Origin of the sequence: Chitinophaga pollutisoli, assembly GCF_038396755.1 — a bacterium.
GTDB classification, from domain to species: Bacteria; Bacteroidota; Bacteroidia; order Chitinophagales; family Chitinophagaceae; genus Chitinophaga; species Chitinophaga pollutisoli.
The window spans coordinates 4,661,042-4,674,151 of record NZ_CP149822.1; the positions used below are offsets into that span (position 1 = coordinate 4,661,042).

Consider the following 13,110-nt stretch of genomic DNA (forward strand, 5'->3'; position numbering starts at 1 on the left):
CCATGCAACCTACCGTAGCCAAAAGATTGCAGCACACCGAGGAGTACTATTTTTCACGGAAACTCCGGGAGATCGACGACATGAACAAAGCCGGCGCCAGCGTGATCAACCTCGGCATCGGCAGCCCCGATCTTCCCCCGCATCCCTCCGTGACCGCCGCCCTTACCGCGCATGCGGCCAAACCTGACACCCATGCCTACCAGGGCTATAAAGGCATCCCCGCCCTGCGGAACGCCATGGCGGCATGGTATGGCCGGTTCTACGGCGTTGCCCTCAACCCGGACACCGAGGTGCTCCCCCTCATCGGCTCCAAAGAAGGCATCATGCACATCTGCATGACCTTCCTCCAGGAAGGCGATGAAGCCCTCATCCCAGATCCCGGCTACCCTACCTACCGCTCCGCCGTGCAGCTCTCCGGCGCCACGCCCGTGACCTACACGCTCAGCGCAGACAACGGCTGGCAGCCCGACCTCGCCGCCCTGGAACAGCGCGACCTTTCCAACGTCAAACTGATGTGGGTGAATTACCCCCACATGCCCACCGGCTCCCAGGCGCTCGCCGGCACTTTCGAAAAACTCGTGGCTTTCGCCGCCAAACATAATATCCTGCTGTGCCACGACAATCCGTACAGCTTCATCCTCAACGACGCGCCCGCCAGCCTCATGGCTACCCCCGGCGCGATGGACGTGGCCCTGGAGCTGAACAGCCTCAGCAAATCCGGCAACATGGCCGGATGGCGCGTGGGCATGCTCGTGGGTAAAGCCGCCTTCCTCAACGATGTGCTGCGCTTTAAATCCAATATGGACTCCGGCATGTTCCAGCCCGTACAAATGGCCGCCGTGGCTGCGCTGGAACTGGGGAAGGACTGGTACGACGGTTTAAACACCATCTACCGCGGCCGCCGCAATAAAGTATTCGAACTGCTCGACCTGATCGGTTGCACCTACGACCGCAGCCAGGTAGGCATGTTCGTGTGGGCGCAGATCCCCGCGGGGTATGCAGACGGTTTTGCCGTGAGCGACGAAGTGCTGCAACAGGCGCACGTCTTTATCACCCCCGGCGGTATTTTCGGAGAAAACGGCAAGGGCTACATCCGCGTGAGCCTCTGCCGCGACGAGCAGGTGTTCGCCGAAGCCATCGACCGGGTGCGGACAAACATTGTAGAACGTAAAAAAGCCCTCGTATGATAGCAGCTGTAGTAGGCGTTGGCCTGATCGGCGGCTCCCTGGCGCTGAGCCTCAAAGAGCGCGGCGTGGCCAACTGGATCATCGGGGTGGATAATAATACCGTCAACCTCGCCAAAGCGCAGGAACTGGGTATTATCGACGAAGGTTCCACGCTGGACGACGCCATGAAGCGGTCTGACCTGGTGGTGCTCGCCATTCCGGTAGACGCGATGCTGGGCACGGTGTCCGATATCCTGGGCAAAGCCCGCGAAGGACAGGTCATTATGGACGTAGGGTCCACCAAACATAAATTATTGCAACTCGTTGCCGGTCATCCCAACCGGGGGCGCTTCGTAGCTGCCCACCCGATGGCCGGCACCGAGTATTCCGGGCCCGAGGCTGCGGTCAAAGGGCTTTTCACGGGTAAGACCATGGTGCTCTGCGATGTCAAGAACAGCGACGAAGACGCGCTGGAGCTGGTGGAAGCGATGGTTGACAAGCTGAACATGCGCATCGTGTACATGAACGGCGAGGAGCACGATTTGCACACGGCTTACGTGTCGCACATTTCGCACATCACTTCCTTTGCGCTGGCGCTGACGGTATTAAAGAAGGAAAAAGAGCAGGGCCGGATTTTCGAGCTGGCCAGCGGGGGCTTCGAGTCTACCGTGCGCCTCGCCAAAAGCTCGCCCGATATGTGGGTGCCCATCTTCAAGCATAACCGCAACAACGTGCTGGACGTGCTCGACGAGCATATCCGCCAATTGGAGCAGATGAAAGAATTGTTGCAGTCGGAGGACTACGAAACGTTCTACAAGCTCATCCAGAAGAGCAATAAAATCAGGAAAATTCTTAAGTAATCACCCTTTTCATCAACTAACACATCACGATAACAAAATGGAACAGATCTTAGCAAAAACGAAATTCGCCGATCCGGCTTCTGACAAGAAACCGCTGATCATTTCCGGGCCTTGCTCGGCTGAAACAGAAGAACAAGTGCTGGCAACGGCGCTCGCGCTGGCCAAAACCGGCAAGGTAGACGTACTGCGCGCCGGCATCTGGAAGCCCCGTACCCGTCCGGGTTCTTTCGAGGGCATCGGCACCAAGGGATTGCCCTGGTTGCAGAAAGCGCGTGACCTCACCGGCATGCCATTGACCGTAGAAGTGGCTACCGCCAAGCAGGTGGAAGATGCGCTGCACTTCGGTGTGGACATCCTCTGGATCGGCGCACGCACTACCGTAAACCCTTTCTCCGTACAGGATGTAGCCGATGCGCTGAAGGGCGTGGACGTTCCCGTGCTGATCAAAAACCCGATCAATCCCGATCTGGAACTCTGGATCGGCGCTGTTGAGCGTATCCAGAAAGCCGGCATCAAGAAAGTGGGCCTTATCCACCGCGGCTTCTCCAGCTACGGCAACACCGAATACCGCAACGCGCCCATGTGGCACCTGGCGATCGAACTGAAACGCCGCCATCCCGAATTACCGATGATCTGCGACCCGAGCCACATCAGCGGCCGCCGCGATATCCTGCAGGCCGTGGCCCAGGAAGCCATCGACCTGGATTACGACGGCCTCATGCTCGAAACGCACGTGGACCCCGATAACGCCTGGAGCGATGCCAAACAGCAGATCACGCCCGAGAAATTCGGCGAAATGCTCGACAACATCACCTGGAAGCACGAGCGTTCCGAGAACAAGGAATTCAACACCGCGCTGGAAAAACTCCGCAACCAGATCAACGGCATCGACGACGAAATCCTGCTGCTGCTCGGCAACCGCATGAAAATCGCAGAGAAGATCGGTCAATACAAAAAAGAAAACAACATCACCATCCTCCAGACCAACCGCTGGAACGAGATCCTCGAACGCGCCATCCGCGCAGGCGAGAAACTGGGCCTCAGCAAGGAATTCATTCTGAAATACTTCGACGCGGTTCACCTCGAATCCATCAACCGTCAGAACAAAGTGATGAACGACTAAGCCAATATTTTCCGGTACGAATATGATACAACAATCTCACCGTTTCCAGCAATCCAGCTGCGATTATTACCTGGGCGGAAGCCTCGCCAACCTTGGGGACTATGCCGACAGAACGCGCTCTGTACTGCTGGTAGACGAAAATGTGGACAAACATTACGGGCATCTTTTCACCAACTGGAAAAAGCTGGTGGTGCCCGACGGGGAAGAGCATAAGACGATGGAGGTGATGGAACAGATTATAGACGGGCTGATCGAACTGGAGGCGGACCGCAAGACGATGCTTATCGGCGTCGGCGGCGGTATGCTGACGGACGTCACGGGTTTTGCCGCCAGCATTTACATGCGCGGCATACCATTCGCTTTCGTTCCCACTACGCTGCTCGCGCAGGTAGACGCATCCATCGGCGGCAAGAACGGCGTGAGCCACGGCATGCATAAAAACATGCTGGGCACCATCCGCCAGCCGAATTTCATCCTGTTCGACTATTCGCTGCCGGCCACAATGCCAGAAGGGGAGTGGTGCAACGGTTTCGCGGAGATCATCAAATACGCATGCATCTACGACGAAGAACTGTTCAATTACCTGGAAGCGAATAAGGAGAAGGCTTTGGCCAGGGATGTAGCCGTGCTGGAATTCCTCGTGCAGCGGTCCGTAGAGATTAAAACGAAGTTTGTACTGGAAGACGAGTTCGAGAGCGGTGTCCGCCGCTGGCTGAATTTCGGGCATACGCTCGGCCATGCCGTAGAAAAAATAGAGAACATCGCCCACGGTAAAGCAGTGGCCATCGGGATGGTAGCAGCCGCTAAGATCTCCGAAAAATATAACCAGCTGCCACCCGAACAAACCAACCGCCTTATCCGTTTGATCAACGACTACCGCCTGCCGGTGACGCTCGAATCAGACAAAGAAGCGGTGTTCAACATTTTCCGGCTGGACAAGAAGCGTGAAAAAGACCACATTCATTTCGTGCTCCTCAACAGGATCGGCGAGGCAACCACCAAGCCGATCCTGCTCGATGAGCTGAAGCAGATATTACAAGAAATATAGCCCATGATAGCAACGATACAACCCGGCCATATCAGCGGCAATGTTACTGCCAACCCATCCAAAAGCGCGATGCAGCGCGCGGTGGCGGCGGCGCTCCTGGCCACCGGGAGAACGGTGATCCGTAATCCCGGCCTGAGCAACGATTGCCTCGCCGCCCTGGAAGTAGCCGAAAACCTCGGTGCCATGGTGAAACGCGTAGGCGAGGAGATCCACATCACTTCCAAAGGCGTGGCCCCCTTCTACGACGAAATCAACTGCGGCGAATCGGGCCTCGGCATCCGGATGTTTACGCCCATCACCGCGCTGGCCGACCGCACCATCACCATCAGCGGCCATGGCAGCCTCGTAACGCGGCCCATGGACTTCTTCGAACAGGTGCTGCCCCAGCTGGGCGTGTCCGTCAAAAGCAACGGCGGCAAATTGCCCCTCGAAATCAAAGGCCCCCTGCAGGCGAAAGATATCACCATCGACGGTTCCCTTTCCTCCCAGTTCCTCACCGGCCTGCTCATGGCCTTCGGGAGCGTGGCGGAGAAAGCGACCATCACCGTCGACAACCTGAAAAGCAAACCTTACATCGCGCTCACGCTGCAATTGATGGAGCATTTCGGGGTGAAAGTGAAAAACGAGAACTTTGAGAAGTTCCATTTTGAACGCGCCCAATCCTACCGCGCCTGCGAATACACCGTAGAAGGCGACTGGAGCGGAGCGGCATTTCTTCTCGTGGCCGCAGCCGTGGCCGGCAAGGCGGAAGTGCATCACTTGAATACGCAGTCTGCCCAGTCCGACAAAGCGATCATGGAAGCCCTCGAGAAAGCGGGCGCCGACATCCTGCCGGGCATGTTCACCATCATCGTGGGCAAAAGCGGGCTGCAGCCTTTCGAGATCGACGCTACCGATTGTCCGGACCTCTTCCCGCCGCTGGTGGCGCTGGCCGCCAACTGCAAGGGCACCACGGTGATCAAAGGAGTGAGCCGCCTGGCGCATAAGGAAAGCGACCGCGGGCTTACGCTGCAACAGGAGTTCGGTAAAATGGGCATCCGCATCGACCTCGACGGCGACCTCATGCACGTGCATGGTGGCACCGGCATCAAAGGGGCGCGGGTGTTCTCGCACAACGACCACCGCATCGCCATGGCATGCGCCGTTGCGGCCTTAACGGCCGACGGTCCTGTTACCATCGACAATGCGGAGGCCATCAACAAATCTTATCCCGAATTCTACGACCACCTGCAACAACTTGGCGCCACGGTGGCAACGGAAGGGGAAACCGTAAAACACTAACAACATGAACAGTTTCGGCAGATTATTCAGGGTGAATGTTTTCGGCGAATCGCACGGGGAAAGCGTGGGCGTCAATATCGACGGTGTGCCTGCGGGTATTCCCCTGCGCCAGGAAGACTTCCTGGCCGACCTGGAGCGCCGCAAGGGCGGGGCGCGCGGCACTACGCCGCGGAAGGAAGACGACCTGCCGTTCCTGAAGTCGGGCGTGTTCAACGACCGCACTACCGGTGCGCCCGTCACAATCCTTTTCGAGAACAACAATACCCGCAGCGCGGATTATGCCAAGTTGCGGGAGTTTCCGCGGCCGGGGCATGCCGACTTCGTGGCGTCGAAGAAATATGGCGGTTTCGAGGATTACCGCGGCGGGGGGCACTTCAGCGGAAGGCTGACGCTGAACCTGGTGGCAGCGGGCGTGATCGCCAAGAAGATCCTGGGCGAAGGGGTTTCCGTGAAAGCGGAGATCACCGAAGTAGGGGGCATCGCCGATCCTGAACGGGGGCTGGAAGAAGCCATCAAAGCGAAGGATTCCGTCGGCGGTATCGTGGAGTGCCGGGTGGACGGGTTGCCCATCGGATTGGGAGAACCTTTCTTCGATTCCCTGGAATCGAACCTGGCGCATGCCGTGTTCGCCATTCCGGCGGTAAAAGGCATCGAGTTCGGGTCGGGATTCGCCGCGGCGAAAATGAAAGGCCTGGAACATAACGATCCCATTATCGACATGGAAGGCAAAACCGCCACCAATCACGCCGGCGGCGTGGTAGGCGGCATCACCAACGGCAACCAGCTGGTGTTCCGCATCGCAGTGAAACCTACATCTTCCACCCCGAAAGAACAGCAAACGCTCAATATCACGACCGGGGAAGTGGAAACCTTTTCCGTGAAAGGGCGCCACGATCTTTGCATCGCGTTGCGCGTGCCCGTAGTGCTGGAAGCCGTTACGGCCATGGTGCTGGCGGATTTCATGCTGCTGGAGCAACGCAGGCCAAGGGTGTTTTCCTGAGTCAGTACACCAAATTTTTATACGTCCCGGGCGCCGCAAGGTGTCCGGGATTTTTTTGTGGGGAAACGGAACATCCGGTTGTTTTATCAGACTGCATCAACCCGGATGTTCCATTTCGCAAACACATGTCAAGCATTCAATTTGCATCATGGCATGTGCAAATGTGGCGTTTGTACAGTGTTTTCCCTTCCTCGTCGATATGCTGCAGCAGTTCCTGGCTGCGAATCATATGGTATATCGAAACGTCTATGAAAAATGGGAGCATCATCGCCTCCAGCTTAGATTCGATTTCCCGTAACTTGCTTTTGTCGAGCAACGCTCCTTTTAGTGCAATATCGATATCAGAACCGGGATGGAAATTGCCCATTGCCCGTGATCCATATAGGATGGCTTCATCTATTTCAGGAATTGAGACGAAGCTTGCGAACAATTTATGTGTGGCTGTCATGGATAATCCGTACTTCATATTTCACTTATTTTTGCGGTTTTGTGACTGTTGAGGTGAATTAGTTCAAGGTTTTGCCTGAGTTGTACGAATAAGGGGAAATGAACATTTCTGATCGAATCCGCAATTTCGCTTACCAGGATTTCGTCATAGGAATGCACCGTATCATTACGATCCCTTAACATATCCAGCCAACCTTCATCGCCCTCAATCATCTGAAATTGACTGGCGTAAAGAAATGCATCGCGGCTACCCTGAATCACTACCGTGCCTTGTAGTTCATAATAATGCTTCATCGTTTTCCATGCTTGTTCAAACGTGTATTCGAACGCTTTAATCATCCCCTGCTTTTCAAGGTCAGTCAGGCTGTCTCCCTTATCAATAAAGCGATTGAGCTGTATCAGAGCTCTTTTGAATTTGTTGAAAAGGTATTCCCATCGTTCCATTTTTTTCGTCATAACGTAACTGTTTTAGTGAGCCTGCATAATAGTTTTTTTCCGTACACAAAAATTTTTCGGGCATAAAAAAAGGCTGGCCTGATTACAGGCCAGCCATAGCGGGTTATACTTCCTTTCAGATTATTCTTTCACGATTTCCAGCAGCTGCACTTCGAAGATGAGTGCGCTGTTGGGGGCGATCTTCGCGCCTGCCTGACGTTCGCCGTAGGCGAGGTCGGAAGGTATGAAGAGCTTCCATTTGGAGCCGACGGGCATCAGCTGGAGGGCTTCCGTCCAGCCTTTGATCACGCCGGTGATCGGCAGTACGATGGGCTCGCCGCGTTCCACGGAACTATCGAATACGGTGCCGTCGATCAGCGTGCCGGTGTAATGCACTTTTACTTTATCCTGCAGCGTAGGTTTTGGGCCCGTACCATTTACAAGCACCTGGTATTGCAGGCCGCTGGCGGTAGTATTGATGCCTTCCTTCGTTTTATTGTCGGTCAGGAACTTATCGCCCGCCGCTTTGGCTTTTGCGGCCTTTTCTGCCTTGATTTTCTGAAGGTAAGCGCTCACAACGCTCATGCCCTTTTCGGTGGTGATCATCGCGGAATCCCCTTTGTAGAGGTCTTCGATGGCTTTGAACAACAGGGGAAGGTTCAGCGAGTCCAGCCCTTGCTTTTTCAACATCTCGCCCATGTCGTTACCGATGGTGTAAGACACGGAATCGAGCGTGGTAACGAGGGCGGGAGGGGGCGGCACTACCGGGCCTTTCTTTTTCTTCTTTTGGCTATAGGCAGCCTGGACGCTCATGAGGCCCAGGAGGCAGATAAACAGGCTTTTTCTGGAAATCATACGATGCTTAAAATTTGTAGCGCAATATAGCCAATTATTTTATCCGGCTCCAGATTTCATGCATCGGATCGCCTGCGGTGCTTTTGCCGCTGTGGTGCCACTTTCCGTCTTCCACCTTTGCGTCAAACTGGACGTTGCGGCCCACCCGGTTGTTGTCGCGGGAGAAGAAGGTGATGGTTTCGGTATACTTCCCGTTCTCAAACGTATATGTGCCACCGCCGGTACCGAAGAATTCCTTCGTTTCGGTGTTCATGGCAATCCACTGGAAACGGCCGCCGGTGAGGACCTTCAGGGTTTTGCGCGGACCGGGTTTCATTTCCGACATTTTATCATCCACCATTCTGCCCGTAATGCGCCAGGTGCCCGCCAGGTCGTTGGGCGCGGCCTCGCTCGCGCGGCTGAATACCAGTTCGCCCTCCGGCAGGGTAAGGGTCAGCATGCCGCCGGTGATCCGGTAGGGTACGTTGCGGGTGTTGCCGATCATGTCTTTGTCGTGGCTGGAAAATTCGAATACCACGTCCATGTTTTGTCCGGAGGTTTGGATCGTGCCGCCGAATGTTTGCATGAACGCCGTCGGCGTATAATCCGTGTAGGAAAAATAATCGTCCTGGATGAGGAGTATCGTTACTGTGTCTTGCGAAGCCCGCTGCAGGATCCAGGAACCGTTGGCTTCGGATTGGGCGTAGGATGCGCCGCCCATGAGCAGGAGGCAGGCAAAAAGGAATGCTTTCATAGTTGCGTATTTTAACGTGTTGGATGAATAATCAGGGTAAAACGGGCAGCAAAATCCGCGACGCGTTTGCCGCATTATGCCAGATGCTGATATCCGACGGCACGAAATCTTCCTTCCCTGCTTTGTAAATATCCGTAAAAGTCTGCGGATTCCGGTCGACCAGCGGGAACCAGGTGCTTTGGACCTGTATCATCAGCCGGTGCCCTTTTTTGAAGGTATGGGCCACGTCGGGCAGGGTGAACTTCACTGGCGTTACTTTCCCGGGAACGAAGGGTGCCGGCTGCGCGAAGCTTTCCCGGTATTTGCCGCGCATCACTTCACCCCGCACCAGCATTTGATACCCGCCCATGGGATAAGTCGCGGAAACGTAGCGCGGATGGGCGGTAGGCGCGGGCGTTCCCCCGTAGCTGAAATCATCCGGGAACACGTCGATCACCTTCACGATAAAATCCGCGTCGGTAGTGCTGATGCTGGCCATCAGCTCGGCAACCACCGGCCCCGCGAGCGTCAGGTCTTCTGTCAGCTTCCCGGTCTGGAATACCAGCACATCGGGCCTCCGGGCCGCAAAGCGCTGATCGTCGGTCATGTAACTGATCGTGCGGGTATGATGGATGTCGGAAGTATAAGGCACCGGCTTCGAAGGATCGCTGGTATAACGGCTGTATTCCGCACCGGCCGCGGGTTTGTTGAATGACAGACCTCCGCTGGGCTGGAGGTATATCGCTTTTTCCTGCACGCCTGCTGCGGGCCAGCTTTCGAACGTCCGCCACTGATTCGCCCCGGTAAAAAACACGGATGCCTCGGGAATGGCTTTTTCAGGCTCACCCAGCAGGTAGTGGTCGAAGAAGGGATGCTCGATATTATCCTGGTACCATTCGGCCGTATTGGCGCCGAATTGCAAGTTGCCCAGGTAGGTGCCGTCGTTGGTGGACCACTGGCCATGATACCACGGTCCCATTACGATGCGGTTGCTGATGCCGGGGTTTTGCTTTTCGATGGCCGCGTAAGTGGCCCAGGCGCCGAAGCAGTCTTCCGCGTCGAAAGTTCCTCCCACCACCAGCATGGCGGGCCGCAGCTTTTGCAGGTGCGGGCGCACGTTGCGGGCTTTCCACCAGGCGTCGTAATCGGGGTGGTTATAGAGATCTTTCCAGAAAGCGATGCTGTCGCCCATCAGCTGCGCGATCTGCGGCAGGGTGCCGGCTTCCAGGAAGAATTTATAGTTGTCTTTCGTGGGGTAAGGATAACCGGTGGGGCCAACTGTCGTGGGATAGGGGCGCGGTTTGCCGAACCCGCTGTAGAAAGCGAAGGCGTCGTTGAGCATGAAAGCGCCGTTGTGGTGGAAATCGTCGCCGATGAACCAGTCTGTCACCGGTGCCTGGGGGCTCACGGCCTTCAGCGCGGGATGATGGCTCAGGGCGGCCATGGTGGAGTAGAAGCCGGGATAGCTGATCCCGGAAACGCCTACGTTGCCATTGTTGTTTTTGACGTTTTTCACCAGCCACTCGATGGTGTCGTAGGTGTCGGTGGATTCGTCCACCTCTTTCTTTTTGGGTGCTGGGTTATGCGGCCGTACGTCCACGAAAGTGCCTTCGCTCATCCAGCGGCCGCGGACATCCTGCTTCACGATGATGTACCCTTTGCGGAGGTAGTGCGCGAAGCTGGCGCGCATTTTCGGGAACTGGCCGTCGCCGTAGGGCGCGCAGCTGTAGGGGGTGCGTTCCAGCAGGATGGGATGCTTGCCCGGCGCGCTTTTGGGCGAATACACGACCGTAAACAGGCGGGTGCCGTCGCGCATGGGGATCTGCAATTCCTGTTTGTCGTAATTGTCGCGCAGCCAGGAGGCTTCCGGTTCCTGCTGCGCCCTGCCGGCGGTGAATACCAGCATGGCCATGAATAAGGCCAGTGTCTGTTTGAACATGTCTTCTAAATTGATAGTGATAAATATACTCCATCTGCCTCACATGAGAAGATTTTGCTAACTTCCGGCTTCAAACCGCATCTATGTCCAGACCCGCAAACACGGAGTATGCCGCGTTTTACGAAACCTACGTGCGCAAAGTGTCCGAAGATGACCTCACCGCCGCATTCCGCAAGCACACCGCCAACCTGCTCACCTTCCTCACTACCGTTCCCGCCCAGCGCCGCGATTACGCCTATGCTCCCGGCAAATGGACGATCAAACAGGTATTGCAGCACATGATCGACGCCGAGCGCGTATTCGCCTACCGTGCCCTGAACTTCGCCCGGAAAGACCCGAATGCGTTGCCCGGGTTCGATGAAAACGAATTCGCCGAAGTGGCGCGCGTAGATCACCGCGAATGGAATGATATGGTGGAAGAATTCCAGTTCGTCCGCAACGCGTCCGATCTATTCTTCCGCTCGCTGAACGAAGAAGAGCTCGCCCGCACCGGCGTTGCCAGCGGCAAACCCGTGAGCGTCAGGGCATTGGGGTTCATCATGATCGGCCACGCCATCCATCACACGGAAGTAGTGAAGGAAAGATATCTGTAAAGCAATATACTATCACTCCGGGCCGGTAAAAACCGGTAGTATTACGGAAATTTATTTCCACGATGAAAATCAGCTACGCCCTTGCCGCTTGCCTCTGCGCCGGGATGGCCGCACATGCGCAGGAATCTCCGCTCTGGAACGAGTTTGTGGCCTCCCGCGCTTCCGGCCGCACCGCCACGCTGCCGGATTTCTCCTGGGCAGGGTACCACTTCTCCGAAAAAGAACTGCCTAACGGCGCATCGAAAAAAGTATTCAACGTTAAGGATTACGGCGCACTGCCAAACGATGACCGCTACGACGACGACGCCATCCAACTGGCCGTTCGCGCCGCCGAAGCCCACCCGGGCGGAGGGATCGTCTTCTTCCCGGCCGGGAAATTCCTCATCTGTCCTGATGAAGACCAGTCCAGACGCATCACCATCCGCCAATCGGGCATCGTGCTGCGGGGATCGGGAACCGGCGCCAACGGCACCGAGATCTTCGCCAACAAAATGCGCATCGGTACCCGGCAGTTCCGCTTCGAACCTGAGAAGCGCAATGTTCGCAAACTTGCCGTGATCCACGGATCCGCCAACCTCGGCAGCCACTGGGTGTCCGTGGAAGACGCATCGGAACTCAAAGCCGGGCAGGACGTCACCCTCCGCCACAAAAGCGAGGCCTTCACCCGGCGGTACTTCGCGCCGCAGGAGCTGCATAAGGACTGGACGCGCCTCTTTGGCGCCAACGGCGGCATGAACATCCAGGAAATCCACACCATCGCCGAAGTGAAAGGCAACCGCGTGCGCTTCGCCAACCCGCTCCACATCGCGATCGAACCGGTAGATGGCCACGACTTCATCCTCGAAAGCTTCGACGCGCTGGAGGAATGCGGTATCGAGGGTATCCGTTTCACCGGCAACTGGAACAGCTATCCGGAGGAATTCGTTCATCATAAGGACAGTATCCACGACGCAGGATGGTGCGCCGTGGCGATGGAATTCGTAAAAGATTCCTGGGTTCGCGATTGCGTGTTCGACCACTGGAACGAAGGCGTCTTCATCCGCGCGGGCTACCGCATTACTTTGACGGGCGTTCAGTTCGGCGGGAAGGGCGGCCACAGCACGATCCATGCGCGCTCGGGTTATGGTGTGCTCATCAAAAACTGCGATTTCCTGTCGGGGCACCACGGTCCCGGAACGGGCTATACCGGCGTCAATACCGTGGTAACGTCGTGCCGCATGGCGGTGGATCAGAATATCGACAGCCATTCCGGCCAGCCCTACGCTACGTTGTTCGATAACGTGCGCGGCGGCGTGTTCCGCAATATCGGCGGGCCCCAGCCCGGGTTCCCCCATCATGGCCGCGATCTCGTTTTCTGGAACTTCGAGCATCGCTCTACCTGGGATTTTACCTACGATTTCTGGGATTTGCAGAAAAGGAAGAACCATACCTTCGCGCAGCCGGTTTTCGTCGGGTTCCAATCCGATAGGAAGATCGCGTTCAAAAACGAAGGGACGAATGAATCGACGGGCAGGCCCGTGGAGCCCCGCAGCCTGTTTGACGCGCAACTGGCGCTACGATTGAAAGCGGGGGATGCGGCATCGAAATAAGACATCCTGATAAAAGATAAGGCCGCCCGTAAAGCAGGCGGCCTTTTTATGTTTCGGAATGG

The 13,110-nt window shown here is 56.3% G+C and carries 13 protein-coding genes; 8 read left to right on the top strand and 5 right to left on the bottom strand.

What is annotated here, in order from left to right:
* The first annotated feature begins 2 nt into the window (after nt 1–2).
* From WJU16_RS19815 to WJU16_RS19840, 6 genes are read left to right on the top strand one after another with little or no spacing between them, the layout of a single operon-like run.
* Nucleotides 3–1,187 carry an aminotransferase class I/II-fold pyridoxal phosphate-dependent enzyme gene (locus WJU16_RS19815; RefSeq protein WP_341835144.1) on the top strand — a complete coding sequence of 395 codons (1,185 nt, stop codon included), beginning with the start codon at nt 3–5 and terminating at the stop codon, nt 1,185–1,187.
* Complete coding sequence (locus WJU16_RS19820; protein WP_341835145.1) at nt 1,184–2,026, top strand: prephenate dehydrogenase; 843 nt, start codon at nt 1,184–1,186, stop codon at nt 2,024–2,026. Before WJU16_RS19815 ends, WJU16_RS19820 begins: the two co-directional genes overlap by 4 nt.
* A gap of 37 nt (nt 2,027–2,063) precedes the next feature.
* Nucleotides 2,064–3,149: a chorismate mutase gene (locus WJU16_RS19825; protein WP_341835146.1), complete on the top strand. Its 1,086-nt coding sequence runs from the start codon at nt 2,064–2,066 to the stop codon at nt 3,147–3,149.
* A gap of 22 nt (nt 3,150–3,171) precedes the next feature.
* Nucleotides 3,172–4,197, top strand: a complete 1,026-nt coding sequence (gene aroB, locus WJU16_RS19830) for a 3-dehydroquinate synthase (RefSeq protein ID WP_341835147.1) — start codon at nt 3,172–3,174, stop codon at nt 4,195–4,197.
* A 3-nt stretch (nt 4,198–4,200) separates the two neighbouring features.
* Nucleotides 4,201–5,478 (top strand): 3-phosphoshikimate 1-carboxyvinyltransferase, encoded by a 1,278-nt coding sequence (aroA, locus tag WJU16_RS19835; protein ID WP_341835148.1) that lies wholly within the window; start codon nt 4,201–4,203, stop codon nt 5,476–5,478.
* A gap of 4 nt (nt 5,479–5,482) precedes the next feature.
* Complete coding sequence (locus WJU16_RS19840; RefSeq protein WP_341835149.1) at nt 5,483–6,478, top strand: chorismate synthase; 996 nt, start codon at nt 5,483–5,485, stop codon at nt 6,476–6,478.
* A 136-nt stretch (nt 6,479–6,614) separates the two neighbouring features.
* On the opposite strand, the gene WJU16_RS19845 is transcribed toward WJU16_RS19840, so the two are convergent.
* The 5 genes from WJU16_RS19845 to WJU16_RS19865 all read right to left on the bottom strand — a co-directional run bounded on the left by WJU16_RS19845 (nt 6,615) and on the right by WJU16_RS19865 (nt 10,866).
* Complete coding sequence (locus tag WJU16_RS19845; protein ID WP_341835150.1) at nt 6,615–6,944, bottom strand: nucleotidyltransferase domain-containing protein; 330 nt, start codon at nt 6,942–6,944, stop codon at nt 6,615–6,617.
* Nucleotides 6,941–7,381: an HI0074 family nucleotidyltransferase substrate-binding subunit gene (locus WJU16_RS19850; protein ID WP_341835151.1), complete on the bottom strand. Its 441-nt coding sequence runs from the start codon at nt 7,379–7,381 to the stop codon at nt 6,941–6,943. The genes WJU16_RS19845 and WJU16_RS19850 overlap by 4 nt, the downstream gene beginning before the upstream one ends.
* Nucleotides 7,382–7,501: 120 nt before the next feature.
* Entirely contained in the window at nt 7,502–8,215 is a 714-nt protein-coding gene (locus tag WJU16_RS19855) for an FKBP-type peptidyl-prolyl cis-trans isomerase (protein WP_341835152.1), read from the bottom strand.
* Nucleotides 8,216–8,249: 34 nt separating this feature from the next.
* Nucleotides 8,250–8,948 (bottom strand): hypothetical protein, encoded by a 699-nt coding sequence (locus tag WJU16_RS19860; RefSeq protein WP_341835153.1) that lies wholly within the window; start codon nt 8,946–8,948, stop codon nt 8,250–8,252.
* 31 nt (nt 8,949–8,979) lie between these two features.
* Nucleotides 8,980–10,866: a CocE/NonD family hydrolase gene (locus tag WJU16_RS19865; protein ID WP_341835154.1), complete on the bottom strand. Its 1,887-nt coding sequence runs from the start codon at nt 10,864–10,866 to the stop codon at nt 8,980–8,982.
* 83 nt (nt 10,867–10,949) lie between these two features.
* Between WJU16_RS19865 and WJU16_RS19870 the strand changes: the two genes are divergently transcribed.
* Nucleotides 10,950–11,459, top strand: a complete 510-nt coding sequence (locus WJU16_RS19870) for a DinB family protein (RefSeq protein WP_341835155.1) — start codon at nt 10,950–10,952, stop codon at nt 11,457–11,459.
* Between the two features lie 62 nt (nt 11,460–11,521).
* Entirely contained in the window at nt 11,522–13,048 is a 1,527-nt protein-coding gene (locus WJU16_RS19875; protein ID WP_341835156.1) for a DUF4955 domain-containing protein, read from the top strand.
* Nucleotides 13,049–13,110 lie beyond the last annotated feature (62 nt).

Excerpts from the sequence above, each read along its gene's own strand:
- aroB (WP_341835147.1), top strand. The coding sequence starts at position 3,172 with ATGATACAACAATCTCACCGTTTCCAGCAATCCAGCTGCGATTATTAC.
- WJU16_RS19875 (WP_341835156.1), top strand. The coding sequence starts at position 11,522 with ATGAAAATCAGCTACGCCCTTGCCGCTTGCCTCTGCGCCGGGATGGCC.
- aroA (WP_341835148.1), top strand. The coding sequence starts at position 4,201 with ATGATAGCAACGATACAACCCGGCCATATCAGCGGCAATGTTACTGCC.
- WJU16_RS19860 (WP_341835153.1), bottom strand. The coding sequence starts at position 8,948 with ATGAAAGCATTCCTTTTTGCCTGCCTCCTGCTCATGGGCGGCGCATCC.
- WJU16_RS19815 (WP_341835144.1), top strand. The coding sequence starts at position 3 with ATGCAACCTACCGTAGCCAAAAGATTGCAGCACACCGAGGAGTACTAT.
- WJU16_RS19840 (WP_341835149.1), top strand. The coding sequence starts at position 5,483 with ATGAACAGTTTCGGCAGATTATTCAGGGTGAATGTTTTCGGCGAATCG.
- WJU16_RS19855 (WP_341835152.1), bottom strand. The coding sequence starts at position 8,215 with ATGATTTCCAGAAAAAGCCTGTTTATCTGCCTCCTGGGCCTCATGAGC.
- WJU16_RS19825 (WP_341835146.1), top strand. The coding sequence starts at position 2,064 with ATGGAACAGATCTTAGCAAAAACGAAATTCGCCGATCCGGCTTCTGAC.
- WJU16_RS19870 (WP_341835155.1), top strand. The coding sequence starts at position 10,950 with ATGTCCAGACCCGCAAACACGGAGTATGCCGCGTTTTACGAAACCTAC.
- WJU16_RS19865 (WP_341835154.1), bottom strand. The coding sequence starts at position 10,866 with ATGTTCAAACAGACACTGGCCTTATTCATGGCCATGCTGGTATTCACC.
- WJU16_RS19850 (WP_341835151.1), bottom strand. The coding sequence starts at position 7,381 with ATGACGAAAAAAATGGAACGATGGGAATACCTTTTCAACAAATTCAAA.
- WJU16_RS19845 (WP_341835150.1), bottom strand. The coding sequence starts at position 6,944 with ATGAAGTACGGATTATCCATGACAGCCACACATAAATTGTTCGCAAGC.
- WJU16_RS19820 (WP_341835145.1), top strand. The coding sequence starts at position 1,184 with ATGATAGCAGCTGTAGTAGGCGTTGGCCTGATCGGCGGCTCCCTGGCG.